Below are 22,735 nucleotides of genomic sequence, written 5' to 3' on the forward strand. Positions count from 1 at the left end.
AACGCCAGAAAATTCGTATCTAATCCATTTAATTTGGAACAAAGCTTCGAAAACGCTTTAAGAAATTTCGAAATATGCCGCCCAGCTTTTCCATGGATGGACATGCCAGGTTTACGTAAACGTCATAAAAGCGCAATTCTGCCACAAATGAGCGGCGAATCCGAATCTGTCAGACAGACTTAAAGTTCGATCAAGTGATCATCCAACTCGTTGATCGTGTGCTCGCCCGCAGGGAAATGTTTTTCCAGCAACACCCCCGCCTGCCCAATCGCCAGTACAAAACCGTCTGCAACTTCCAAACGCGAGGCATGATGTATCAGTGTTGCAACGATGCCATTCCACTCTTCCTGCTCAACACGTGCATCAATACCGGCATCGGCAATCACTTCTGCATAATGTTCGGCCATGGAAACGAACAGCAAAATGCCGGTCCGGTGTTCCGTGATATGGACATTGCGCGCCAGAAATTGCTGTAACGCGTTCAAATGTGCGCGCTTATAGCGAATACGGCGCGGCACCAGTAAAATACGGATTGAGGGCACCAGCCAAAGCAAAAACATAGCCGTTGCAAAGGCCGCAAGCACCGCGAGGCCGAACATGGGAAGGCTGATGTCAAACCAGTACCAATGCGCAAGGAACGCCGCGACCACCGAAGCGATCAGAATGCCACAGGTCGCAACAAAACCGGCCGCGAAGAAATAATCATCACTGGTGCGGGCAAGAACTGCGTAGATTTCACCACTTGTATTGGTTTCAGCAGCACGGATCGCCTCGGCAATACGTTTGTGATCCTGATCACTGATAAGGTTTTTAGCGCGCACAAAATTCTCCCTTACCAGCTACCCGAAGCGCCACCGCCCCCGGACGATCCGCCACCGCCGGAAAACCCACCGCCACCACTGCCACCCGATGACCAGCCGCCACCGCCGCCAGAAAAGCCACCGCCGCCGGAACCGCCACGGGAATTAAAATCCACCACCATACCAAGCCAGCGATATTTTCCGGGGCCAATCTTGCGTCCAAAAACCGGTGTCAAGATCGCCATGCCGAAGCCGCCAAAGAAGATCAATACCCAGAATGTGATGAAAATAACGAACACCCAATCGACATCACCGGAGCCCGAACTCGTCTGAGCATTCCGTTTGGCGCGCGCTTCAAGCTCGGCAGCATCGCCAGACAAAACCGACAGAATACCATCCACCCCCTGCACGATGCCTTCTGAGTAATTACCGCTGCGGAATTCTGGGATGATTGTACCATTGATGATAACGCTCGAAAGCGCATCCGTCATCGTGCCTTCAAGCCCGTAACCAACCTCAATACGCACCTTGCGATCATTGGGGGCAACGACCAGCAGAATACCGTTATTTTCCTGTTTCTGCCCCAGCGCCCAGGCGCGGAACAAGCGATTGGAATAGCTCTCAATATCCTCGCCATTCAGGCTCGGAACAGTCACCACAACCACCTGATCGGAGGACTTTGCTTCAAAGTCTGCAAGCTTCTGCGTGAGTTGCTGCAACTGAGCGGGATCGATAATCCCCGCTGCATCCACCACGCGCCCCGTCAATGCCTGTGCCGGCTTTGTCGCATCCTGCGCATTCGCGCCAACGGCCACAAAACTCGCAAACAGGAAAAGCAGAACAGCCGCAAGCAACCGTGGCCCATTCAGGCCACGTAAGGCCGCCGCGCGAAAGGGAAGCAAAGCTGCCACGGGTTTCCCGATCAGTTGTTAAAGTTAACCTGAGGTGCGCTCTGGCTTGCAGCATCCGCGCTGAATGTCTGCATTGGCTTAGCATCACGATACCATATCCATGTCCAGATCATCGTCGGCATGGTGCGGATCGACGTATTATAAACGCGCACAGCCTCGATATAATCGCGGCGTGCCACAGCAATACGGTTTTCCGTACCCTCAAGCTGGGATTGAAGCGCCAGGAAGTTCTGGTTGGCCTTAAGGTCCGGATAGCGCTCCACGACGACCATCAGACGCGAAAGCGCACTGGTAAGGTTGGCCTGATTATCCTGAAATTGCTTGAACAATTCTGGATTGTTAAGTGTCTCCGGCGTGATCTGCACTTGCGTCGCCTTGGCACGTGCATCGATTACCGCCTGAAGCGTGTCCTTTTCATGGGCAGCATAGCCCTTCACAGTCTCAACCAGATTAGGCACCAGATCAGCCCGGCGCTGGTACTGGTTCTGCACTTCACTCCATGCAGCTTTCGCCTTTTCATCATTGGTTGGAATGGTGTTGAAACCACAGGCCGACAGCAGCGGCACAAGAGCGGCTAGCCCAAGGACAATAAACAAACGACGGAAAGACAAAGAACGGATAGCCATCACAGCCGACATGGTGTTCTCCTGAACAGGGCGCACAAACAGTGCCTGAAGACTTATTTTATATCGCATATGCAGCAGGTCGCAAATACAAACACTATATCAACAGGATAGAGAAAAATCGCTTTTCGTCCAGTTGTTTAATCCAATGTAAGAAGACAAACAAAAAAGCGACGGATTGCTCCGCCGCTTTTTATGTTCGCAAATAGCGAAAAATTATTCGCTTGCAGCTTCTTCAGCAGGAGCAGCAGCGGCGGCTGCAGCTTCAGCAGCTTTTGCAGCAGCTTCTTCTTCAGCCTGCTTGGCAAGAGCGAGACGTTCCTGAGCCTTCTTGCCTGGCAGACCCTTGGTCAGGTTGCTGCGTGCTTCACGCTTTGCAAGACCGGCCTGGTCGAGGAAGCGAAGAACGCGATCGGTTGGCTGTGCGCCCTGTGCAATCCAATGCTGGATACGGTCAGCGTCGAGCTTTACGCGTTCAGCGTCTTTTGCAAGCATTGGGTTCCATGCACCAACGGCTTCGATGAAGCGGCCATCACGCGGGCTGCGAGCATCCGCAACAACAACGTGGTAGTAAGGACGCTTCTTGGAGCCAGCGCGGGCGAGACGGATCTTAAGAGCCATTTTTTCTTTCCTTTAGACAATAATTCTGCCCTTGATGGGCGATAGGTTAAACCGTTTTAGGGTATTTAGTTTCCGCTGTGATTGGCAGCGGCATGCTCATGGTGCCGAATGACTTCCTTCACGATGAAGTTCAGGAATTTTTCGGCAAAATCTGGATCGAGATGGGCATCAACTGCGAGGCCGCGAAGGCGCTCGACCTGACGCTTCTCACGGGCCGGGTCAGCAGCAGCGAGGCCGCGCTCGGCTTTCAGGACACCCACAGCCTTGGTGCAGCGAAAGCGCTCCGCAAGCATGTGGATGAGCGCCGCATCGATATTATCGATGGATGCGCGTAATGCGAGAAGTTCAGCAGGTACAGTGTTCTGTTCGTCAGCCATCTTACTCACTTCTTCTTCGGCAAACCGGGCAGACCACCGCCAAGACCCGGAAGCTTAGGCCCACCTAAACCCGGCAGACCACCACCGGGAAGCCCCGGCAAACCGCCACCCTTGGTAAGACCGGCTGCTTCTGCCTGCTTGGCAAGCGCTTCAAGCTGCTTTGGGTCCATCTTGGAGAGATCAGGCATGCCGCCCATGCCGCCGCCCAGACCACCAAGGCCCATCTTGTTGGCAAGGCCGCCCATCATCTGCTTCATCATTCCGCCCTTGCCCTTACCCATAACTTTCATCATGTCGGCCATCTGGCGGTGCATCTTGAGAAGCTTGTTGATGTCGGCAGCACTGGTTCCGGAACCTTTGGCAATGCGCTGCTTGCGGCTGTGCTTGAGAAGGTCGGGATTGGCGCGCTCAGCCTTGGTCATCGAGCCGATAATGGCGAGCTGACGATCAAAGACCTTGTCGTCAAGACCGGCTGCCGCAGCCTTGTCCTTCATTCCGCCCATGCCGGGCATCATGCCCATAATGCTGCCCATACCACCGAGCTTTTTCATCTGGCCCAGCTGATCGGCAAGATCGTTGAGATCGAACTTGCCCGACTGCATCTTCTTGGCCATCGCAGCGGCTTTTTCCGCGTCGACGTTTTCAGCAGCTTTTTCAACGAGTGAAACGATGTCGCCCATGCCAAGAATACGGTCGGCAATACGCTTGGGATAGAACTCCTCAAGCGCATCCATCTTTTCACCGGTGGCGATCAGCTTGATCGGCTTGCCGGTGATGGCGCGCATCGAAAGGGCTGCACCGCCACGGCCATCGCCATCCATACGGGTGAGAACGATACCGGTAATGCCGACGCGCTCATCGAAGTTGCGTGCCAGATTAACGGCGTCCTGACCGGTGAGGCTGTCTGCCACAAGCAAAATTTCATGCGGATTGGCGGCTTTGCGGATATCCGCCATTTCCACCATCAGCGGCTCGTCAATATGCGTGCGACCAGCGGTATCAAGAATAACCACATCATGACCGCCGAGCTTTGCAGCCTGAACAGCGCGCTTAGCGATCTCAACCGGCGACTGGCCAGCGATGATTGGCAATGTATCGACAGAGGTCTGGATGCCAAGCTGACGAAGCTGTTCCTGTGCTGCCGGACGACGCGTATCAAGCGACGCCATCAACACCTTTTTGCGTTGACGCTCTGTCAGACGCTTGGAGAGCTTACCCGTGGTGGTCGTCTTACCCGAACCCTGAAGGCCGACCATCATAATGACGACAGGTGCCGGTGCATTCAGATCAACCGTGACACCTTCTGTGCCCAGCATTTCGATAAGCTCGTCATGAACGATCTTAACGACCATCTGGCCGGGCTTGATGCTTTTGAGAATTTCAGCACCAACCGCCTTCTCACGAACACGGTCGGTGAATGAACGAACCACTTCCAGCGAAACGTCGGCTTCAATCAGCGCACGCCGCACTTCGCGCAGCGCAGCCGTCACGTCGCTTTCAGAAAGAGCGCCGCGTCCAGTCAGGCCGTTCAAAATGGAGCCAAGACGCTCCTGAAGTGATTCAAACATTGTGTTTCCTTGTCCTTTGATCCAGGCAGTTCAAGAACCGACCAAAGCGATACAGCACCCGAGGGCGCATCGCGCTGTCGGATGTGGACCTCCGGGATCTCTTTATACCAAATGGGTCCCGGTCGGTGGCTCGCGTTCTGAAGATCGCGGATAGATTGGGTGAGGCTTTAGGGGCTTCAGCCCGTAATGTCAAGCAAAAGGCGGAAAACGGCAATGTGTAACCAACAAATTGCACCTCAAAGCAAGTGATTTGGTTCCAATTTACCAAAATTTGAAGAATACGTGAAAAAAGGACTATAAGCGCGCCGCCGTGCCATAAGCCTTACGCGTCATTGCGGCATGACATTCGGTGTAAAGAATGGCAAATTCGCGCCGAGGTAGAATCAACTCCAAAGGAGAAACGAATGGCATTGTTTGCCAAGGGCCGGATTTGGACGACAGCAGCAGTTTTTGCAGTGGGTATGATGGCTGGAACCAGCATCGTTGAAGCAGCCCAGTGCGGCAACAATGGTGCCGGCTACAATGCCTGGCTTCAGCAGACGATCAAGGAAGCGCAGTCACGCGGCCTTGGCAAGCGTTCGCTTGATGCTCTGGCCAAGACGAAATATGCGCAGGCAACCATCAATGCCGATCGCAATCAGAAGAGCTTCAAGCTTTCTTTTGATCAGTTTATGCAGAAGCGCGGTGCAAACACCATCATCCAGCGCGGCAGATCGATCAAAAAGCAGAATGCAGCTCTCTTCGCAGCCATTGAAAAGCGTTATGGCGTTCCTGCTGGCCCGTTGATCGCGATCTGGGGCATGGAAACCGGGTTCGGCGCCTATCTCGGCAAGCAGCACACGCTTTCCGCAGTTGCAACGCTTGCTTATGATTGCCGCCGCAGCGACTACTTCACCAACCAGCTTTATGCAGCGCTCAAGCTCATCGACAATCAGGATCTTGATCCGAATGCGGTCGGTGCCATGCATGGCGAAATCGGCCAGACCCAGTTCCTGCCGGTCAACGTGCTGAAATACGGCGTAGACGGTGATGGCAGCGGTCATATCGACATGGCGCGCTCGAAAGCTGACGCCCTTTATTCGACCGCCAACTTCCTCGTCGGTCATGGCTGGAAGCGCGGTGCCGGTTATCAGCCGGGCGAACCAAACTATGGTGCAATTCAAGGCTGGAATGCTGCACAGGTCTACCAGCGTGCCATTGCTGAAATGGGTAAGGCAATCGATAAATAATCATACCTATGGTGAAACAACGCGCTGTTTCGCCATAGTCTGAATAGAGAAAAGCCCCGATTTTCGGGGCTTTTTTTATGCTGCCGTTTCCGGTGCCTTTTCGAGCGAAACTTCTGGTCTTTTGAAGTCACCGGACTGCTGATCCATCACCCACAGCTCGCCGGTCGAAATATCGAACCATACGCCATAAAGGGTGAGCTTGCCCTTCTTCTCAAGAATATCGACACATGGAAATGTGCGCAGATTATTGAGCGAATAGCGGATCGAAATACGCTCAAGCGCTGTCTGACGCTCGCTCTGCGTCATCAGATCATTGCCATTGACCGTTTCCGCCGCAGGCGCAATCAAGCTCATCCATTTTCCGATAAAATCACTCGGTGAAAGTGGTGCGCTTTGCGTATCAAGGGCCGCCTTGATGCCGCCGCATCGGCCATGCCCCATGACAACGATGTTCTTCACCTTAAGGCTCTGGACTGCAAATTCGAGTGCAGCAGACGCCGCATGAAATTCACCATCCGGCTCGTAAGGCGGAATAAGATTGGCAACATTCCGAAGAACGAAAATTTCGCCCGGTGCCGTATTGAAAATTGTTTCTGGAGCGGCACGGGAATCGCAGCAGGCAATGACAAGGGTCTGTGGTGCCTGACCTTTTTCAGCGAGTTCTTTATAACGTGCCGTTTCAGACGCGAAATGCTCGCTCATAAAGGTCTGGTAACCGGCGAGGAGTGAATCTGGAATATCAGCCATGGCTTTCCATTATCCCTATCGAAAACACAGAGCAATCAAAATTTGAACCGTTCTATGCACGCAATCCCTTGGTCGGATGGACGAGCCGCCTCATCTGTACCATTGCCATAGGCGTTGCGAGACTGGAGGCATCCGCTTCAAGCATCAATTCATCAGCGCCGCGTTTTGCTGAACGGGCCATGATCTCAAACACCGCCGCCGTTGTGCTTTGCAGAGTTTTTTCTTCTGAAAAGCCCGCAAGCCTGCGCGCGAGAAACACCGCTGATGTCAGATCGCCCAGACCATTGGTCGGCCCATCGACGCATCGATGCTCCGCCATCAGCGCAAGGGTTGGCGTGAGCAGAATATTGCCGATACTGCCACTCATCAATGGAAAAGCCGATGTCACCAGCATGGTTGCTGGCCCCGTATCAAGGGCCGCTTCCATCAATGCTTTGTTGTCTTCAAGTTCAACACCCGTCAGCCATGACAACTCGAAGCGATTGGGCGTTGCAATATCGGCAAGGGGTATCAAGTGATCGCGAATACCGACGGCTGTCGCTTCCGGAACATAAAGCCCCTTCTGATCGCCAATGACCGGATCGCAAAGATAAAGCGCGTTGGGATTGCGCTCTTTGACCTTTTTTACCAGCCCCGCCACGGCTGCCGCCTGTTCGGGGTGGCCCAGATAGCCTGTGAGGATAGCCCCAACTTCGCCGAGCCACGGTGCGCGTTCAAGATCCTGCATCAGTGTTGCAAACTCTTGGGCAGGCGGCACGATACGCCCGGCAGGACCATGGCCGGGATGCCACGGCAACACGACTGTGGGCACGGCCCAGACGGGAAATCCGAGCGTTTCCAAAGCGAAAACGGCAGCGCGGTTTCCAACAGAACCGCGCACGACATGGCTTGAGATGACAAGAACGGTTGTCGCGTCCGAAGGCGCAGAAAGCGTCATGTTAAACCTGGCTTTGCATGAGGTAAGAAATGAGCCAGACGATAATCGCCAGCGTGATGATAAGGCCCAGCCCGCGCCCGACGCGGGTAGCCCAGAGTTCGATTTTGTCATCCTCCGGGGCATCATTGGCAGCAAGATGGCTTGCGGTACGGGCAAACCCGCGCCGAACAATACCTCCAGCGCCGGTTTGCTCGCGCTCCAGACGTTCAAGAATGCGCTGGGCCTCGTCCTGACGCTCGCGTCCCGGACTGCCACCCTCACCTATGCCCGCCTGCTGGCGCTCACCCATAATCTGCCTGCCCTCAAGAAAAGACTCGTATCGTGGACACACTATGCAACATCACGTCCTGATTGCCGTTCTGCAAGCAGAATATTGTCTGATCAATTCAGTTTTACGATCAGCTTACCAAAATTGCCGCCTTCCAGCATGGAAATGAAAGCTTTGGGCGCATTTTCAAGCCCGACCACGATGTCCTCACGGTAGCGCACCTGACCATCTGCAACCCACTTTGCCATGTCGCGCTGGAATGCTGGCCCTTGGTCGGCAAAATCCCGCACGATAAAGCCGCGAATTGTCATGCTTTTGGTGAGAATGTCACGCATGAGCAATGGCAGCCGGTCCGGCCCGTCAAAAGCGCCGTTCTGATTATATTGTGCAATCAGTCCACACACCGGAACACGTGCAAAGGGATTAAGTAGCGGCAGCACAGCATCAAAAACCTTACCGCCGACATTCTCGAAGTAAACATCAATGCCTTTCGGGCAAGCCAACGCCAGCTCCTGCGCAAAATTATCGGAACGATGATCAAGCGCTGCATCAAAGCCGAAATCATCAATCAGTGCTTTGCACTTGTCCGGCCCACCGGCGATACCGACTGCGCGCGCACCTTTGAGCTTGGCAATCTGGCCCACGGCAGAACCGACGGGTCCGGTCGCAGCTGCAACCACAACTGTTTCACCCTCTTTCGGCTGCCCGATCGTCAACAGGCCGGAATAAGCGGTGAAGCCTGGCATGCCCATAACACCGAGCGCCGTGGTGACAGGCACTTGCTTTGGATCGAGTTTACGCAATGTGGATGCCTCGGCAACCGCATAGCTCTGCCAACCGGAATAAGAGAGAACGAAATCGCCCGGAACAAAGCCTGCGCTTTTACTTTCCACCACTTCGCCAACGGTTCCACCTTCCATGACAGCACCGATCTCAACGGGCGCTGCATAGGATTTTGCCGCACTCATGCGCCCACGCATATAAGGATCAAGCGACAGATAGCGGATTTTGAGCAACACCTGACCTTCGCCCAACGCAGGAATCTCTGCCGTTTCAAGTCGAAAGTGTTCCGCAGTCGGCCGTCCTTCGGGACGCGATGCAAGGACAATACGATGGTTGGTTTTTGCACTCATAAATCTCACTCCTGATAATCGCTACAACTCTATGCCTTTAATTAGCGCGTAAAAGCGAAAAGTGGATGTCATGACACAAAGATTGCGCAACAAAAGAAAGCCCCGCCCATGAAGAAGTCATGGGCGGGGCTTTCTCACTTGAAAACAGAATGAGTTATTTCATCGTCGGGATGACAAACTCTGCACCATCCTTCACGCCGGAAGGCCAGCGAGAGGTAACTGTCTTGGTCTTGGTGTAGAAGCGGAATGCATCCGGGCCGTGCTGGTTGAGATCGCCGAAGCCCGAAGCCTTCCAGCCACCAAAGGTGTAGTAGGCAATCGGAACCGGAATCGGCACGTTGATGCCGACCATGCCGACCTGAACACGGCTGGCAAAATCACGCGCTGCATCACCGTCGCGGGTGAAGATGGCAACGCCATTGCCATATTCATGTTCATTTGGCAGAGCGAGCGCTTCTTCGTAGTTCTTGGCGCGAACAACCGAAAGAACCGGGCCAAAAATTTCTTCCTTATAAATGCGCATATCCGGCGTTACATGATCAAACAGACAGCCGCCCATATAGAAGCCATTCTCATAACCCTGCATCTTGAAGCCACGGCCATCAACGACGAGCTTTGCGCCTTCCTCAACGCCGAGATCGACATAGCCACGAATGCGCTCAAGTGCTGCCTTGGTAACAACCGGACCAAAATCGGCGGAATTGTCCGTTGATGGGCCAATTTTCAGCGCTTCAACGCGTGGAATCAGCTTTTCCATAAGACGGTTTGCAGTGTCTTCACCAACCGGAACCGCAACAGAGATCGCCATGCAGCGTTCGCCTGCTGAACCGTAACCGGCGCCAATCAGCGCATCGACCGTCTGATCGATATCGGCATCCGGCATGATCAGCATGTGGTTCTTGGCACCGCCAAAGCACTGAACGCGCTTGCCGTTTGAGCAGCCACGACCATAGATATATTGCGCAATCGGTGTCGAACCAACGAAACCGATGGCCTGAACATCCTTATCGTCGAGCAGCGCATCGACCGCATCCTTGTCGCCATTGACGACGTTGAAAATACCAGCCGGAAGGCCAGCTTCCATGAACAGTTCAGCCAGACGCATCGGCACACCCGGATCACGTTCCGATGGCTTGAGCACGAAAGCATTGCCGCAGGCAATCGCCGGGCCAGCTTTCCAGAGCGGGATCATGGCCGGGAAGTTGAACGGCGTGATACCGGCTACAACACCGAGCGGCTGTCGCATCGAATAGGTGTCGATGCCCGTGCCTGCATTGTCAGTGAATTCGCCTTTGAGCATGTGCGCGGAACCGAGGCAGACTTCCACCACTTCGAGACCGCGCTGAATGTCGCCCTTCGCGTCAGCAATCGTCTTGCCATGTTCGCGTGCCAGCAATTCAGCAAGGCTGTCATATTCTGCTTCAACAAGTTCGAGGAACTTGCGCAGAATGCGCACGCGGCGCTGCGGGTTGGTTGCAGCCCATGCTGGTTGCGCTGCCTTGGCATTTTCGACCGCCGCACGCACTTCATCTTTGGTGGCCAGCGCCACAGTACCCTGAACCGTGCCATCCAGCGGCTGATAAATATCAGCCGTGCGACCGCTTTTGCCAGCAACATGCTTGCCGCCGATGAAATGTCCTACAGTGCGCATGAAAACGCCTCCCTTGTGTTTATCCCTTGAGGCAGCAAAAGACCGCCTTCTTAAGGCCTATCCTGACTCTGCAAATTCATGATTGCAAGGCACTGAAAAGCGTATCCGTTGTGCATTTTTTATAGTACAAAATCATAGGGAGGCAAAATGCCATGAACTGGGATGATATTCGTATTTTTCTCGCCGTTGCACGCTCGGGGCAGATTCTGGGTGCGGCCAAAAGATTGGGCCTTAACCACACCACGGTTGCACGCCGTCTGACCGCTCTTGAAACCGCACTTTCAACGACCCTTCTGACACGCCGCACCAACGGCTCCACACTCACACAGGCAGGCGAAGAATTTCTCTTAGCAGCCGAACGCATGGAAGCAGAGATGCTTTCCGCCCGCGCGCAGGTTGGCAATGCCGATGTTGCCGTCTCCGGCACGGTGCGGATCGGCGCGCCGGATGGCTTTGGGGTCAATTTTCTTGCGCCCCGGCTTGCGCGCCTGACGCAGCAATATCCCGATCTCACCATTCAGCTGGTTCCAGTGCCGCGTTCGTTCTCGCTGTCGCGGCGTGAAGCCGATATCGCGATTACCGTTGAACGACCTGAGCAAGGCAGGCTGATTGCCCGCAGGCTGGTGGATTATACGCTTGGTCTTTATGCCCATCGCAGCTATCTCGAAGAGCATGGGACACCGCAAAGCACGGATGAATTGAGCGGTCACAGACTGATCGGTTATGTTGAAGACCTTGTGGTTAATCCATCACTTGCCTATGCATCGGAGATTTGCCGCGACTGGAAACCAGATTTTGAAGTGTCGAGCGCACTGGGTCAGGTGGAAGCCGTGCGGGCCGGTGCAGGTATCGGCATTCTTCATGCGTTCATCGCACGCGCCGATCCTGATCTCGTGCCGCTGTTTCCCGATCGCACCATCCGCCGCGCCTATTGGCTAACCTATCACGAATCCGCACGCACGCTTCGCCGCGTGACGGCAGTTTCCGCGTTGATTTCAGAACTGGTCGAAAACGAAAAATCGCTTTTTAGCTAACCTTCATATAGACAACCATGGCCCCGACAATCATCGCGGCGGGTACGAACAAGGCATCAAGACCAATAAAATAATGGCCGAGGCCACCGCCGACAGCACCAAGCATCAAGGCCAGCCAAACCGCGACATGCTGCAACCACCGCCACTTCGGTGTTTCACCGCGCAGCGAACAGGCAAGATCGGCAGCAGCATTAAAAAGCGTGCCCGTCACGTAAGTTACACCCAGACGGGCGGCGCCAATCGGTTGTACGGCCGCGTTTTGCGCGCCCATTGCGGCGGCAAGTAGCAGGACCGGCTGGATAAACATTGCGCCTTCGCGCCGCAAGACGCCAACCAACAATAAAATCGCTACCACACTGGCCATCACATAAAGACTACCCGCACGACCGTAAGCGCGAACGACAAGTGTTCCGAAGAAAGCGCCCAGGAAAAACAGGACAATCAGGATAGCGGGAAACCAGATCAGGACCTCGCCCTGCACGCCCGGCTGCCCGGCAATCGCAGTCCCAAGTTGCGTGGTGTTGCCACTCATGAACGATGCAAAGAAACCGCCCAGTTGCAGGAAGGCAATTGCATCAACGAAACCAGCGGATGCAGTCAGAGCCAAGCCAAGCGATAGCTTCGAATTCGGTGTCATTCTTCTTAAGCTTTGAAAGATGCTGGCCGGTCCTTAAAACCGGGCCATTATGATGATTGGTAGAGAGCGCAATCCGACCGCAGTAATCCGAGGTCGTCAGACGCGTTTGACGATCCGCAGGATTATCAGAAGGATGGCAGCGCCGATAAAGGCATTGACGATTGAGGCAACCACGCCGCCGCCAACCGAAAAGCCAAGACGCGGCAGCAGCCAACCCGCAAAAAAGGCGCCGATCACACCCACAATAATATTGCCGATAACACCAAAACCACCACCCTGCACGACCTTGCCTGCCAGCCAGCCGGCAATAAGACCAACGAACAGGAATACAAGAAGACTCATACCATCCATAAGAATTTCTCCCTCTGAGAACGCATCCACGACGCATTTGCGGTGAGTTGACTATGAGTCGGGCTTACTGGCAAGAGGCTTGCATTCTAAGGCGCGAGATGCTGGAAAGCGCTGACGACTTCTTCGTAAACCTTGCGCTTGAACGGCACGATCAATTCCGGCAGTTCCCGCATTGGCTTCCACGCCCATTCCTCAAACTCAGCCGTATGGCCACCGGGCGGCGGATTGATCGCGATTTCGCTCTCATCACCCTCAAAACGATAGGCAAACCATTTCTGGGTCTGTCCGCGATATTTGCCTTTCAGCGCATGCCCAACGAGACGCGCTGGCAGGTCGTAATTGATCCAGTTCGGCGCTTCTTCAAGCAGTGACACAGACTTCATGCCGGTTTCTTCATAAAGCTCACGCAGCGATGCCACAGCTGGGTCTTCGCCCTTGTCAATGCCGCCCTGCGGCATTTGCCAGAGCTGCGTTGCACCATCCATTTCGTCACCCGGAATGACAATGCGTCGCCCGGCCCAGACAAGACCCGCTTTATTGAGCACCATCAACCCAACACAGGGACGATATGGCAGGCTTTCAGGATCGACAGGGCCTTTGTGCTTCGACATGGTATCTCCGTATGCATGCGTTTAAATCAAGTGTTATGCGGCAATTCATAGCGTTTCAATGGCATTGAACTGCGACAAAAAGAAAACGCGGAAGCCTGAACTCCCGCGCTTTATTTCTCCTTCAAGCGTGACTGCTGATTAGTTCAGAACGCTCTTTTTCGGGTCTGGCGGGAAGGCTGCATTGGCAACTTCACCACGCAAAAGTTTCAGCGCGTCATTGAGCTGAACATCGTCCTTAGGCTCAAGCGGCACATAAGCAGCAGATCCCGAACCGGCATCATCTTCTTCATTGCCTTTGATATGGCCTTTCAGCTCGGATTCGCCGCGCACAACATCTTCGCCACGCATTTCAGGCGGCAGCGGCTGTTCAACCTTGATGTCCGGGGTAATACCCTTGCCCTGAATCGACTTGCCGGATGGTGTGTAATAGAGCGCGGTCGTCAAACGCAACGAGCCATTCTCACCAAGCGGAATGATGGTCTGCACAGAACCCTTACCAAAGGACTGCGTACCCAGCACGGTCGCACGGCGATGATCCTGCAACGCACCGGCAACGATTTCGGACGCACTAGCCGAGCCGCCATTGATCAAGACAATCAGTGGCTTGCCGTTTGTAAGATCACCTTTATGGGCATCAAAGCGCGTCACATCCTGCGGATCACGCCCACGGGTCGAAACGATCTCACCCTTGTCAAGGAAGGTGTCAGAAACAGCTACCGCCTGATCAAGTAGACCACCCGGATTAAGCCGCAAGTCAAGCACATAGCCCTTGAGCTTGTCAGCAGGCACCTTTTCCTGAATATCCTTGATCGCTTTCTTGAGATCATCCGACGTCTGTTCGGTAAAGGAAATCACACGCAGATAGCCGACATCGTTTTCGATACGCGAACGAACAGCCTTCACCTTGATCACCGCGCGATCAATCTTAAGCGTGATTGGCTTGTCCGCACCCTGACGGATCAGCGTGAGTTCAATCGGGGAACCGACCTCACCGCGCATCTTTTCAACAGCATCAGCGAGGCTGAGACCACGGACTTCCTGTCCATCGATCTTGCTGATCAGATCACCCGCAAGAACGCCGGCTTTGGAAGCAGGCGTATCATCAATGGGCGCGATGACCTTCACGAGGTCATTATCCATGGTGACTTCGATGCCAAGCCCGCCGAACTCGCCCTTGGTCTGCACGCGCATGTCCTGTGCGGCTTCCGGGTTGAGATAGGAAGAATGCGGATCAAGCGACGTCAACATGCCATTGATCGCGCTTTCCGTCAGCTTCTTGTCATCGGGGGGCGTCACATATTGCTGACGCACGCGCTCGAAAATATCACCGAAGAGAGCCAGGTCCTTATAGACATCGCTGTCTTTCCCCGCTGCCGCAAAGGCCGTGGAAGCAGGCGCGCCCTGAACCATCACCATGGCTGACGCCCCCAGAAGGGCTCCGGCGAACAGCAGCGACAGTTTACGTATCATTTTGTGTCCTTCCAGAAAGCCGCTCGGACCACCACGGGGCCGGATCAACGGGTTTTCCATCTTTTCGAAACTCAATGTAAAGCAATGGCGCGCCATTGCCCACTTCAATGGGTGCAACACTTGCGAGAAGTTTTTCACCCATCGCGCCGACCGGCTCCCCGGCAAGAACAAACTGACCTTGCGCCACGTCGATTCGGCCCATGCCTGCCATCACGATATGATAGCCATTGCCAGCATCAAGGATCAAGAGTTGCCCATAAGATCTGAATGTACCCGCATATAATACTACGCCATCGGAAGGTGACGTAATCGTGGCAGCAGGCAAAGTTTCGACAATCTGCCCCATCATGTTGCCGCCGACACCATCCTTGTCACCAAAATGGCGGATCAACTTGCCAGAAGCAGGCAAAATCAACCTTCCACGCAAGGATGCAAAGTCAAGCTGCGCCTCCAGACGGCCAACATCAGGCGTTGTTTCTCCGGCCTTTTCACGGGCCTTCGCCAGACGCTCGGCCTCGGCCTTGCGGGCTGCATCGGCTGCATCACGCACGCCAGCCATCTGCTTATCCAGTCCGTCGATCAACTCCTTGAGGCTGCCCGCTTTTGCGGCAAGTTCTTCCGAACGCTTGCGCTGCGCATCCATTTCCTGCTCGGATTGGGCCTGCAATTTCTTTTTTTCTTCAAGAAGAAGTGATTGCCGCTTCTGTTCTTCGGCCTGCGCAGTGCGCGTGGTTTTCAATTTTTCCTGCTCCTGCTGGATAGAAGCAGTCACGCGCTGCATGTCTTTGAGATCACCCGCAAGTTCCTCCACCTGCCCACGCATTTCCGGCACCACCGCGCCAAGCAAAACAGCACTGCGCACCGATGCCAAAGCATCATCGGGCCGCACGAGGATAGCAGGCGGCGGATTCAGGCCCATGCGCTGCAATGCGGCCAAAACCTCAGACAGAACGTTACGCCGCGCCCGCAACGAGATGCGAATTCCGTCTTCCTGCTCCCGCAGCGCAACCAGTTTATCAGCACTATCAGCAATATCCTGCTGCAATTTCTTGTCCGTCTTGGCAGACTGGATCAATGCCGCCGTTATCGTTACCTGATCTTTTTTGAGGTTTGCAACTTCGCCTTCAAGCTGCTTGAGCTTATCGCCCGTAACCGACAATTCGGTGGTAAGCTGCTCATATTCACTCGCCGCCTTCTCACGCTGCTCTTGCAGCGCTTCCTGTGCGAAAACCTGCGGCATGCCTGCCATAAGAGCAGTCGCAACAAAGCCCACCCGCATGAGTGCAGGCAGCAAAGGCATTTTTGAAAGGCGACAAGAACTCATGATCTGCTATATCAGGAAAAAAGAAGGCCAAAACTAGCCGCAGAGCATTAAGGAATTGTTAGCTATAAGCAATCCGTAAAAATTTCGCCTCGGCCATTGGTCCTATTCGTCATTTCTGGTGAAACTGCGCGCAATTACGGCGCAAGATCAGGGTAACTCTGCACATATTGTTGCATTTCACGCCGATAGCGCCAGACGGCGCGGGCGCGGTGTTTCCAAAGATCGCGGCGTGGCCGCTTCCATGGCTTTTCCGGACCATGGAAATGAACAATGATATCCGGCACAGATTTACTTTCCTCGACATCGCCACCAAGCCGGGCAATGTGGCGCCGCTGCCTGGCAGCCCGGCTCCATGAAGAATTATAAGCCGGGTTGAGCAGATGTACGCGATCCCGAAAAACATTGTTGAGATGGTCCTGATCGCCCAATGGACACGCGGACGCACGAACAAGATCTTGCATTGCCTGATGTAGTTCCGGCTCTGCCCGAATGGCATCCGTATCAAGCAGCAGAACGCCGGAATTGAAATAGCGCGATATATCGCTTTGCTGCATCAATTCCTGTAACTCACGCACACGCGGCAAACATTTTTCGCGCACCTTGAGGCTACGTGAAGACCATTTCGCCACAACACAATCGCGCACCGCGCCAATCGGGCAGCCTTTGAGATCAAGGCCGAAAAGTGGGGCGACATCACCCACCACCTGCGTGTCGCCATCAATATAAAGAACGCGCCCTGAAATTCGGGCCGGAATATGCAAACGCCCCATAGATGCCGCCGAAATATAAGCCGTTGGGCCCTTTGCGCCCTCAAGATCAGCGCTCGTCAGAGAAAGGCTATTCAACGTAACTGACGGATTGGTGGAAGCGACCCGATGCACAGCTTCCCAATCCTGCTCACTTAGTCCATCACCCCAGAAATGGATGATGCTGGGGACAGACAAGTGACGCAGAACGCCCCACATCGCCACAAGTGTTGGTTTGAGAAACCCGTGATCGGTCACAAAGACGATCTGCGGCAGCGTTTTATTCGTCGATGAAAGCGACATGTAATTCTTCAGATGATGCACGAGGCAGTTACGAAACCCGACCCGTCGCATTAGCTATTAGAAGAACGTGAAATAATTAGGACCGATGATAGGGATGACCCGCAAGAATCGTCGCCGCGCGATATAATTGTTCAGCAACCAGAATGCGGGCTATCTGATGCGGCCAAGTCAGTTCACCGAGCGCCAGAACCAGATCGGCACGCGAACGCAAAGCGGGATCGTGTCCATCCGGGCCACCAATGGCGACAATCAGCTGACGCTTACCAGCATCACGCATACGGCCAATGCGTTCAGCAAAAGCTTCCGAGCCAAGCGCCTTGCCGCGCTCATCAAGCAGGATAAGAGCAGCACCATTATCCAGTGCTTCATGGATACGCTGTGCTTCTTCGGCCTTGCGCAGTTCAGCCGTTTGTCCGCGACTTTCGGGAATTTCGCTCACACCGGCGAATTCGAGCCCAAGCGGTGGGCCCGCCTTGGAAAAACGGTCAAAATAACGCTCGACCAACTCCCGCTCGGGGCCGGCTTTCATCCGGCCCACGGCCATCACACTCACACGCATCGCGTCCTCTTACGACTTAGAGCGCATCTGGATCTCATAAAAACAGAGAGCAACGCTCTAACTCTTTCTTTTAACGCGCATCTTTATCCGAAAACCGTTTCACACTTTTCAGGATGCGCTCCAATCAGTGCACCGTTCCCGATGCGCGCTGATCTTCGAAATCGTCGTTGATCCAGATTTTTTCCAGATTGTAGAAATCACGGATTTCCGGGCGGAAAATATGGACGACAATATCACCAGTATCGATGAGAACCCAATCCCCACCTTCGAGTCCTTCGACCCGCATATCTTTGCAGCCCATTTCGCGAAGCGCCTGCAAAAGATGGTCAGCGACAGCCGTCACATGACGATGCGAACGACCAGACGCGACGATCATAAAATCGCCGATCGAAGATCTTCCGCGAATGTCGATGGGAATAATAGATTCTGCTTTGGAGTTTTCGAGACTGGCCAAAGCCGCGTCGAAGGTCTGGGACACGAAAGCTGTTTCGTTCATCCCGACCGCTGAAGGCGCGTGGTGAGCCTTCTTCTCAATTGCTGTTCTCAGTGTAGTTCCTTTCTGTCAAGAACAACGCAGTACGGCAGTTATAAGCACCGCACATGCCTAAGATAGGCAGAGTCCTTGCATTCTTTCAAGCTTTTTGGGGTGATAAGCCCATTCACTTTTTCAGTTTTTGTTTGCGGAGCGCCGTCGACGAAAGCGATGATCGCGGTCCGTGAATAAAGGTCCATGCCGGTGGCGAGCGCCGCGCCAGAATTGGCGCGTAATGTTCATCCAACCGGCTGCGGGAAAAGGTCTGCGCCATCCGCGATGACAGATAGGCCAAGGTCGAACCCGGTCGGTCAATAACTGCGATCGGAAACGTCTGCGCAATCTCACGCCAGCGCTGCCAGCGATGAAACGATGCGAGATTGTCTGCGCCCATAACCCAGACGAAATGCACGCCGGGATTGGCCTTGGCAATCAGCGCCAGAGTGTCGGCTGTGTAGCGCACGTTAAACGCTGCTTCCAGTGCCGTCACCTTGATGCGCGGATCGCTGGCCACATGCTCGCTCAGCTCCAACCGTTCAGAAAGCGGTGCAAGTTCGCGCTTATCCTTCAGCGGATTGCCGGGCGTCACCATCCACCAGAGCTGATCAAGCTTTAGCCGTCGAATAGCGATTTCAGCGACTAGCGCATGGCCACCATGTGGTGGGTTGAACGAGCCGCCAAACAGGCCGACCGTCATGCCCTTTTCGACATGTGGCATACGCAAATAACGCGCATCGACGCCCGGATAACGCGTTTTTAATGCGGGAAGCCCGAAGCCAAAACGCATCAGCCTCTGACCTGTCCGTTTCCACGAACATGATATTTGAAGGAAGTCAGCTGCTCGACCCCAACCGGACCACGCGCGTGCATCTTGCCCGTTGCGATACCAATTTCAGCGCCCATGCCGAACTCACCACCATCTGCAAACTGCGTCGAGGCATTGTGCAGAAGAATGGCAGAGTCGATCTCGTTGAAGAAGCGCATAACGACATCCGCATCCTCAGCCACAACCGCTTCGGTGTGGTGCGAGGAGTAACGGTTGATATGCTCAATCGCGCCCGAAACACCATCGACCAGCGCCACCGAAATAATCGCATCGAGATATTCGGTCGACCAGTCTTCTTCGCTGGCAGGCTTGGCACTTGTATACAGTGCTCGCACTTCGTCGCTGCCGCGAATTTCACAACCCTTGGCAGCCAGATCTTCAAGAACCGGCACCAGATGCGTTTGAGCCACTCCGCGATCCACAAGCAAGGTTTCGGTTGCACCGCAAATGCCGGTGCGGCGCATCTTGGCATTCACCGCAATCGCACGCGCCATGTCGAGATCAGCCGACTTGTCGATATATAGATGACAGATGCCTTCAAGATGCGCGAAAACCGGCACGCGCGCTTCCGATTGCACCCGCGCCACGAGGCTTTTGCCGCCGCGAGGGACAATCACGTCAATCGCGCCATTCAGACCTTTGAGCATTTCGCCAACCGCCGCACGGTCTGTAACCGGCACGATCTGGATAGCATCGGCAGGCAATTGCGCTGCCTCCAGTCCCGCAACCAGCGCCTTGTGGATGGCTGCCGACGAATGCGCGGAGTCTGATCCGCCGCGCAAAATGACCGCATTGCCAGCCTTAAGGCATAGCGCGCCAGCATCTGCCGTCACATTGGGACGGCTTTCATAAATCACACCGATGACGCCCAATGGTGTACGAACGCGCTCGATATGCAGACCATTCGGACGATCCCATTCGGCAATCACTTCACCGACTGGGTCATTCAATTCAGCAATAGCGCGAATGCCGTCGGCAATCGCCTGAATACGACCGTCATCCAGTGTCAGCCGATCAACAAACGAAGCCGCCATGCCGCTTTCGGCGGCACTGGCAAGATCAAGCTTGTTGGCTCTCAGAATGGCATCTTTGCTTGCAAGAATGCTATCTGCGGCAGCTAGCAGAGCTTTGTTTTTCTGTTGAGGCGAAGCGATGGATAGCGGAGCCGCTGCCTGTCTGGCTTTACGACCAACCTCTGCCATGATGGCTGCGATGTCAGTTCCGGCATCCACTTTGTTCAACATCCTCTTCCCCTTACGCTTCTTCAGTCTCGGTGGTGGTCATACCCCGTACCACCAGATCATTGCGATGGATCATGGCGCTGCGCGCATCATAGCCAAGAATGGCACTGATCTCATCGCTTTTGTGGCCTGCAATCTTGCGCGCATCATCCGCATCATAAGCAATCAGGCCGCGCGCAATTTCCCGGCCTTCTTCATTGAAAACCGCAACCGTATCGCCACGTTCAAACTGGCCTTCAATCTCTCTCACGCCGGCAGGCAAAAGCGACTTGCCGGATTTCAGCGCTTTGGCTGCACCAGGATCAACTTTCAAACGACCAGCAGGCTCAAGATTGCCGGAAATCCAGGTCTTCCAAGCATTCACCGGCGCACGCGCTGGCTCAAACAATGTCGCCCGCTCACCATGATCAATAGCCGAAAGCGGCCCCATCCGTGTACCGGAGGTGATAATCATCGCGGTGCCTGCCGCATTGGCAATCTTGCCGGCGTCAAGCTTGGTCTTCATGCCACCGCGCGAAAGCTCGGAAGCAGCAGCACCTGCCATCGCCTCAATCTGGGGTGTGATTGTTGTAACGAGCGGAAGAAACTGTGCATTCGGGTCCTTATGCGGCGGTGCCGTATAAAGCCCATCAATATCCGAGAGCAGGATCAGAAGATCAGCCCCCATCATGGTGGCAACACGGGCTGCAAGACGATCATTATCGCCATAACGGATTTCGGTTGTCGCAACCGTATCATTCTCATTGATGATCGGCACAGCGCCAAGCTTCAGAAGCGTTTCAATCGTTGCGCGCGCGTTGAGATAACGGCGACGCTCTTCTGTATCCGAAAGCGTCACCAGAATCTGCCCCGACTTGATGTCATGGCCACCAAGCACATCGGCATAGGCTTTTGCGAGCGCAATTTGCCCAGCGGCGGCGGCGGCCTGACTTTCTTCCAGCTTGAGCGATTTTTTCGGCAAACCAAGAACAGTACGTCCAAGTGCTATAGCACCGGACGAAACCACCAGAACTTCGACGCCCGCATGATGAAGCGCCGCAATGTCCTGACCCAGGCTCTCAAGCCAGTTTTGCTTGAGCCCGGTCGCGCGGTCCACCAGAAGGGCGGAACCGATTTTGATAACGATGCGGCGGTAGTTTTTGAGTTGTTTGAGCATGTCTTCAGTTCCTGCGCCGCATCTTCAACTGTTATTCTTCTTCAGCCGCACCGGCTTCAACTGCACGACTTTTATCGATGACGGCAGCCAGCTGGCGCAGCGCATCGTTCAAGCCTTCATGGCTAACGGCCGAAAGCAACAGCGGATCGCGGCCACACGCCTTCTTGAGCGCCTTCACCTTTTGCTTGCGTGCATCCGGATCAAGCGTATCGATCTGCGACAGCGCCACGATTTCAGGTTTCTCGGCAAGACCATGCTCATAGGCCTCCAGTTCACCGCGAATAACCTGATAAGCCTTCGCCACATCGTCTTCCTGCGCAGACACCAAATGCAGAAGCACGCGGGTACGCTCGACGTGACCGAGGAAGCGGTCGCCAAGGCCGATGCCTTCGCTTGCACCTTCAATCAGACCCGGAATATCCGCAATCACAAACTCGCGTGCATCGACGCGCGCAACACCGAGATTGGGGTGCAACGTGGTAAAAGGATAATCGGCAATCTTAGGTTTTGCAGCCGTCACACTTGCGAGGAATGTCGATTTACCCGCATTCGGCAGGCCTACCAGACCCGCATCAGCAATCAGCTTGAGCCGCAACCGAATAGTACGCTCGATACCTTCCTGCCCCGGATTGGCACGACGTGGCGCGCGATTGGTCGAAGTCGTGAAATGCAGATTGCCAAAGCCGCCATTGCCGCCCTTGGCCAAACGATAACGCTGACCAATTTCGGTGATGTCGCAGATCAGCGTTTCATCATCTTCTTCAAAAATCTGCGTGCCGACCGGCACTTTGAGGACGACATCATCGCCTTTGCCGCCGGTCATATTGCGGCCCATGCCATGCATGCCAGTCTTGGCCCGGAAATGCTGCTGATAACGGTAGTCAATCAGCGTATTGAGGCCATTGACGGCTTCCACCCAGACGTCGCCACCGCGTCCGCCATCGCCGCCATCAGGACCGCCGAATTCAAGAAACTTCTCGCGGCGGAACGACACGGCCCCCGCCCCACCATTGCCGGAGCGGATATAGATCTTGGCCTGATCGAGAAATTTCATTGAACCCTACCTCTTGCGACGCAATA

25 protein-coding genes are annotated in these 22,735 nt (G+C 54.6%); 2 read left to right on the forward strand and 23 right to left on the reverse strand.

All coding sequences use genetic code 11. The features are described 5' to 3' along the window. Positions 1–179 precede the first annotated feature (179 nt). The 6 genes from ABE530_RS17050 to ffh all read right to left on the reverse strand — a co-directional run bounded on the left by ABE530_RS17050 (position 180) and on the right by ffh (position 4,900). Entirely contained in the window at positions 180–821 is a 642-nt protein-coding gene (locus tag ABE530_RS17050; RefSeq protein WP_499695321.1) for a TPM domain-containing protein, read from the reverse strand. Between the two features lie 11 nt (positions 822–832). Next, positions 833–1,639, reverse strand: a complete 807-nt coding sequence (locus tag ABE530_RS17055; protein ID WP_499695336.1) for a TPM domain-containing protein — start codon at positions 1,637–1,639, stop codon at positions 833–835. A gap of 83 nt (positions 1,640–1,722) precedes the next feature. Further along, complete coding sequence (locus tag ABE530_RS17060; protein WP_499695322.1) at positions 1,723–2,349, reverse strand: LemA family protein; 627 nt, start codon at positions 2,347–2,349, stop codon at positions 1,723–1,725. Between the two features lie 201 nt (positions 2,350–2,550). Then, positions 2,551–2,955 (reverse strand): 30S ribosomal protein S16, encoded by a 405-nt coding sequence (gene rpsP / locus ABE530_RS17065; RefSeq protein WP_265985193.1) that lies wholly within the window; start codon positions 2,953–2,955, stop codon positions 2,551–2,553. Between the two features lie 65 nt (positions 2,956–3,020). Beyond that, complete coding sequence (locus ABE530_RS17070; RefSeq protein ID WP_007876888.1) at positions 3,021–3,332, reverse strand: chorismate mutase; 312 nt, start codon at positions 3,330–3,332, stop codon at positions 3,021–3,023. Positions 3,333–3,337: 5 nt separating this feature from the next. After that, complete coding sequence (ffh, locus tag ABE530_RS17075; protein WP_499695323.1) at positions 3,338–4,900, reverse strand: signal recognition particle protein; 1,563 nt, start codon at positions 4,898–4,900, stop codon at positions 3,338–3,340. A gap of 404 nt (positions 4,901–5,304) precedes the next feature. Here ffh and ABE530_RS17080 point away from each other — a divergent pair, with 404 nt between their 5' ends. Next, positions 5,305–6,129, forward strand: a complete 825-nt coding sequence (locus tag ABE530_RS17080) for a lytic murein transglycosylase (protein ID WP_499695324.1) — start codon at positions 5,305–5,307, stop codon at positions 6,127–6,129. Between the two features lie 75 nt (positions 6,130–6,204). Here the strand turns inward: ABE530_RS17080 and ABE530_RS17085 are convergent, their stop codons facing one another. The 5 genes from ABE530_RS17085 to ABE530_RS17105 form a co-directional block, all read right to left on the reverse strand. Continuing rightward, positions 6,205–6,876 (reverse strand): carbonic anhydrase, encoded by a 672-nt coding sequence (locus ABE530_RS17085; RefSeq protein WP_265985190.1) that lies wholly within the window; start codon positions 6,874–6,876, stop codon positions 6,205–6,207. 52 nt (positions 6,877–6,928) lie between these two features. Continuing rightward, on the reverse strand, positions 6,929–7,813 hold the full coding sequence (pdxY, locus tag ABE530_RS17090) for a pyridoxal kinase PdxY (RefSeq protein WP_499695325.1): 885 nt from the start codon (positions 7,811–7,813) through the stop codon (positions 6,929–6,931). Position 7,814: 1 nt separating this feature from the next. Then, positions 7,815–8,102, reverse strand: a complete 288-nt coding sequence (locus ABE530_RS17095) for a hypothetical protein (RefSeq protein ID WP_265985188.1) — start codon at positions 8,100–8,102, stop codon at positions 7,815–7,817. 92 nt (positions 8,103–8,194) lie between these two features. Continuing rightward, positions 8,195–9,214 carry an NADPH-dependent curcumin/dihydrocurcumin reductase gene (curA, locus tag ABE530_RS17100; protein ID WP_499695326.1) on the reverse strand — a complete coding sequence of 340 codons (1,020 nt, stop codon included), beginning with the start codon at positions 9,212–9,214 and terminating at the stop codon, positions 8,195–8,197. A gap of 154 nt (positions 9,215–9,368) precedes the next feature. Further along, positions 9,369–10,865, reverse strand: coding sequence for a CoA-acylating methylmalonate-semialdehyde dehydrogenase (locus ABE530_RS17105; RefSeq protein ID WP_265985185.1), 1,497 nt, complete (start codon positions 10,863–10,865; stop codon positions 9,369–9,371). Between the two features lie 152 nt (positions 10,866–11,017). Between ABE530_RS17105 and ABE530_RS17110 the strand changes: the two genes are divergently transcribed. After that, positions 11,018–11,899 carry a LysR family transcriptional regulator gene (locus ABE530_RS17110; protein ID WP_499695327.1) on the forward strand — a complete coding sequence of 294 codons (882 nt, stop codon included), beginning with the start codon at positions 11,018–11,020 and terminating at the stop codon, positions 11,897–11,899. On the opposite strand, the gene ABE530_RS17115 is transcribed toward ABE530_RS17110, so the two are convergent. The 12 genes from ABE530_RS17115 to obgE all read right to left on the reverse strand — a co-directional run bounded on the left by ABE530_RS17115 (position 11,892) and on the right by obgE (position 22,709). Continuing rightward, on the reverse strand, positions 11,892–12,536 hold the full coding sequence (locus tag ABE530_RS17115) for a YoaK family protein (RefSeq protein ID WP_265985183.1): 645 nt from the start codon (positions 12,534–12,536) through the stop codon (positions 11,892–11,894). The genes ABE530_RS17110 and ABE530_RS17115 overlap by 8 nt on opposite strands. 96 nt (positions 12,537–12,632) lie before the next feature. Beyond that, a complete protein-coding gene (locus tag ABE530_RS17120; RefSeq protein WP_265985182.1) occupies positions 12,633–12,887 on the reverse strand; it encodes a GlsB/YeaQ/YmgE family stress response membrane protein in 255 nt (84 codons plus the stop codon). A gap of 86 nt (positions 12,888–12,973) precedes the next feature. Continuing rightward, positions 12,974–13,498, reverse strand: coding sequence for an RNA pyrophosphohydrolase (locus ABE530_RS17125; RefSeq protein ID WP_265985181.1), 525 nt, complete (start codon positions 13,496–13,498; stop codon positions 12,974–12,976). A gap of 138 nt (positions 13,499–13,636) precedes the next feature. Further along, positions 13,637–14,968 carry a S41 family peptidase gene (locus ABE530_RS17130; protein WP_265985180.1) on the reverse strand — a complete coding sequence of 444 codons (1,332 nt, stop codon included), beginning with the start codon at positions 14,966–14,968 and terminating at the stop codon, positions 13,637–13,639. After that, the gene (locus tag ABE530_RS17135) at positions 14,958–16,247 is read right to left on the reverse strand and encodes a murein hydrolase activator EnvC family protein (RefSeq protein WP_265985224.1); all 1,290 of its coding nucleotides are present in this window, start codon (positions 16,245–16,247) and stop codon (positions 14,958–14,960) included. Before ABE530_RS17135 ends, ABE530_RS17130 begins: the two co-directional genes overlap by 11 nt. Positions 16,248–16,426: 179 nt before the next feature. Next, positions 16,427–17,341: a glycosyltransferase family 8 protein gene (locus ABE530_RS17140; RefSeq protein WP_265985179.1), complete on the reverse strand. Its 915-nt coding sequence runs from the start codon at positions 17,339–17,341 to the stop codon at positions 16,427–16,429. Between the two features lie 76 nt (positions 17,342–17,417). Continuing rightward, positions 17,418–17,900 carry a 23S rRNA (pseudouridine(1915)-N(3))-methyltransferase RlmH gene (rlmH, locus tag ABE530_RS17145; protein WP_499695328.1) on the reverse strand — a complete coding sequence of 161 codons (483 nt, stop codon included), beginning with the start codon at positions 17,898–17,900 and terminating at the stop codon, positions 17,418–17,420. Between the two features lie 124 nt (positions 17,901–18,024). Then, positions 18,025–18,396, reverse strand: a complete 372-nt coding sequence (gene rsfS / locus ABE530_RS17150) for a ribosome silencing factor (protein WP_265985176.1) — start codon at positions 18,394–18,396, stop codon at positions 18,025–18,027. A gap of 163 nt (positions 18,397–18,559) precedes the next feature. Next, entirely contained in the window at positions 18,560–19,219 is a 660-nt protein-coding gene (locus ABE530_RS17155; protein WP_499695329.1) for a nicotinate-nucleotide adenylyltransferase, read from the reverse strand. After that, positions 19,219–20,502, reverse strand: a complete 1,284-nt coding sequence (locus ABE530_RS17160; protein ID WP_499695330.1) for a glutamate-5-semialdehyde dehydrogenase — start codon at positions 20,500–20,502, stop codon at positions 19,219–19,221. The genes ABE530_RS17155 and ABE530_RS17160 overlap by 1 nt, the downstream gene beginning before the upstream one ends. Positions 20,503–20,512: 10 nt before the next feature. Further along, positions 20,513–21,655 carry a glutamate 5-kinase gene (gene proB, locus ABE530_RS17165; protein WP_499695331.1) on the reverse strand — a complete coding sequence of 381 codons (1,143 nt, stop codon included), beginning with the start codon at positions 21,653–21,655 and terminating at the stop codon, positions 20,513–20,515. Between the two features lie 31 nt (positions 21,656–21,686). Beyond that, positions 21,687–22,709 carry a GTPase ObgE gene (obgE, locus tag ABE530_RS17170; RefSeq protein WP_499695332.1) on the reverse strand — a complete coding sequence of 341 codons (1,023 nt, stop codon included), beginning with the start codon at positions 22,707–22,709 and terminating at the stop codon, positions 21,687–21,689. Positions 22,710–22,735: the final 26 nt, after the last annotated feature.

The sequence above is a fragment of the Brucella sp. TWI559 genome (assembly GCF_039674265.1).
GTDB lineage: Bacteria > Pseudomonadota > Alphaproteobacteria > Rhizobiales > Rhizobiaceae > Brucella > Brucella chromiisoli.

Excerpts from the sequence above, each read along its gene's own strand:
- ABE530_RS17060 (WP_499695322.1), bottom strand. The coding sequence starts at position 2,349 with ATGTCGGCTGTGATGGCTATCCGTTCTTTGTCTTTCCGTCGTTTGTTT.
- rpsP (WP_265985193.1), bottom strand. The coding sequence starts at position 2,955 with ATGGCTCTTAAGATCCGTCTCGCCCGCGCTGGCTCCAAGAAGCGTCCT.
- ABE530_RS17070 (WP_007876888.1), bottom strand. The coding sequence starts at position 3,332 with ATGGCTGACGAACAGAACACTGTACCTGCTGAACTTCTCGCATTACGC.
- ffh (WP_499695323.1), bottom strand. The coding sequence starts at position 4,900 with ATGTTTGAATCACTTCAGGAGCGTCTTGGCTCCATTTTGAACGGCCTG.
- ABE530_RS17080 (WP_499695324.1), top strand. The coding sequence starts at position 5,305 with ATGGCATTGTTTGCCAAGGGCCGGATTTGGACGACAGCAGCAGTTTTT.
- ABE530_RS17085 (WP_265985190.1), bottom strand. The coding sequence starts at position 6,876 with ATGGCTGATATTCCAGATTCACTCCTCGCCGGTTACCAGACCTTTATG.
- pdxY (WP_499695325.1), bottom strand. The coding sequence starts at position 7,813 with ATGACGCTTTCTGCGCCTTCGGACGCGACAACCGTTCTTGTCATCTCA.
- ABE530_RS17095 (WP_265985188.1), bottom strand. The coding sequence starts at position 8,102 with ATGGGTGAGCGCCAGCAGGCGGGCATAGGTGAGGGTGGCAGTCCGGGA.
- curA (WP_499695326.1), bottom strand. The coding sequence starts at position 9,214 with ATGAGTGCAAAAACCAACCATCGTATTGTCCTTGCATCGCGTCCCGAA.
- ABE530_RS17105 (WP_265985185.1), bottom strand. The coding sequence starts at position 10,865 with ATGCGCACTGTAGGACATTTCATCGGCGGCAAGCATGTTGCTGGCAAA.
- ABE530_RS17110 (WP_499695327.1), top strand. The coding sequence starts at position 11,018 with ATGAACTGGGATGATATTCGTATTTTTCTCGCCGTTGCACGCTCGGGG.
- ABE530_RS17115 (WP_265985183.1), bottom strand. The coding sequence starts at position 12,536 with ATGACACCGAATTCGAAGCTATCGCTTGGCTTGGCTCTGACTGCATCC.
- ABE530_RS17120 (WP_265985182.1), bottom strand. The coding sequence starts at position 12,887 with ATGGATGGTATGAGTCTTCTTGTATTCCTGTTCGTTGGTCTTATTGCC.
- ABE530_RS17125 (WP_265985181.1), bottom strand. The coding sequence starts at position 13,498 with ATGTCGAAGCACAAAGGCCCTGTCGATCCTGAAAGCCTGCCATATCGT.
- ABE530_RS17130 (WP_265985180.1), bottom strand. The coding sequence starts at position 14,968 with ATGATACGTAAACTGTCGCTGCTGTTCGCCGGAGCCCTTCTGGGGGCG.
- ABE530_RS17135 (WP_265985224.1), bottom strand. The coding sequence starts at position 16,247 with ATGCGGGTGGGCTTTGTTGCGACTGCTCTTATGGCAGGCATGCCGCAG.
- ABE530_RS17140 (WP_265985179.1), bottom strand. The coding sequence starts at position 17,341 with ATGTCGCTTTCATCGACGAATAAAACGCTGCCGCAGATCGTCTTTGTG.
- rlmH (WP_499695328.1), bottom strand. The coding sequence starts at position 17,900 with ATGCGTGTGAGTGTGATGGCCGTGGGCCGGATGAAAGCCGGCCCCGAG.
- rsfS (WP_265985176.1), bottom strand. The coding sequence starts at position 18,396 with ATGAACGAAACAGCTTTCGTGTCCCAGACCTTCGACGCGGCTTTGGCC.
- ABE530_RS17155 (WP_499695329.1), bottom strand. The coding sequence starts at position 19,219 with ATGCGTTTTGGCTTCGGGCTTCCCGCATTAAAAACGCGTTATCCGGGC.
- ABE530_RS17160 (WP_499695330.1), bottom strand. The coding sequence starts at position 20,502 with ATGTTGAACAAAGTGGATGCCGGAACTGACATCGCAGCCATCATGGCA.
- proB (WP_499695331.1), bottom strand. The coding sequence starts at position 21,655 with ATGCTCAAACAACTCAAAAACTACCGCCGCATCGTTATCAAAATCGGT.
- obgE (WP_499695332.1), bottom strand. The coding sequence starts at position 22,709 with ATGAAATTTCTCGATCAGGCCAAGATCTATATCCGCTCCGGCAATGGT.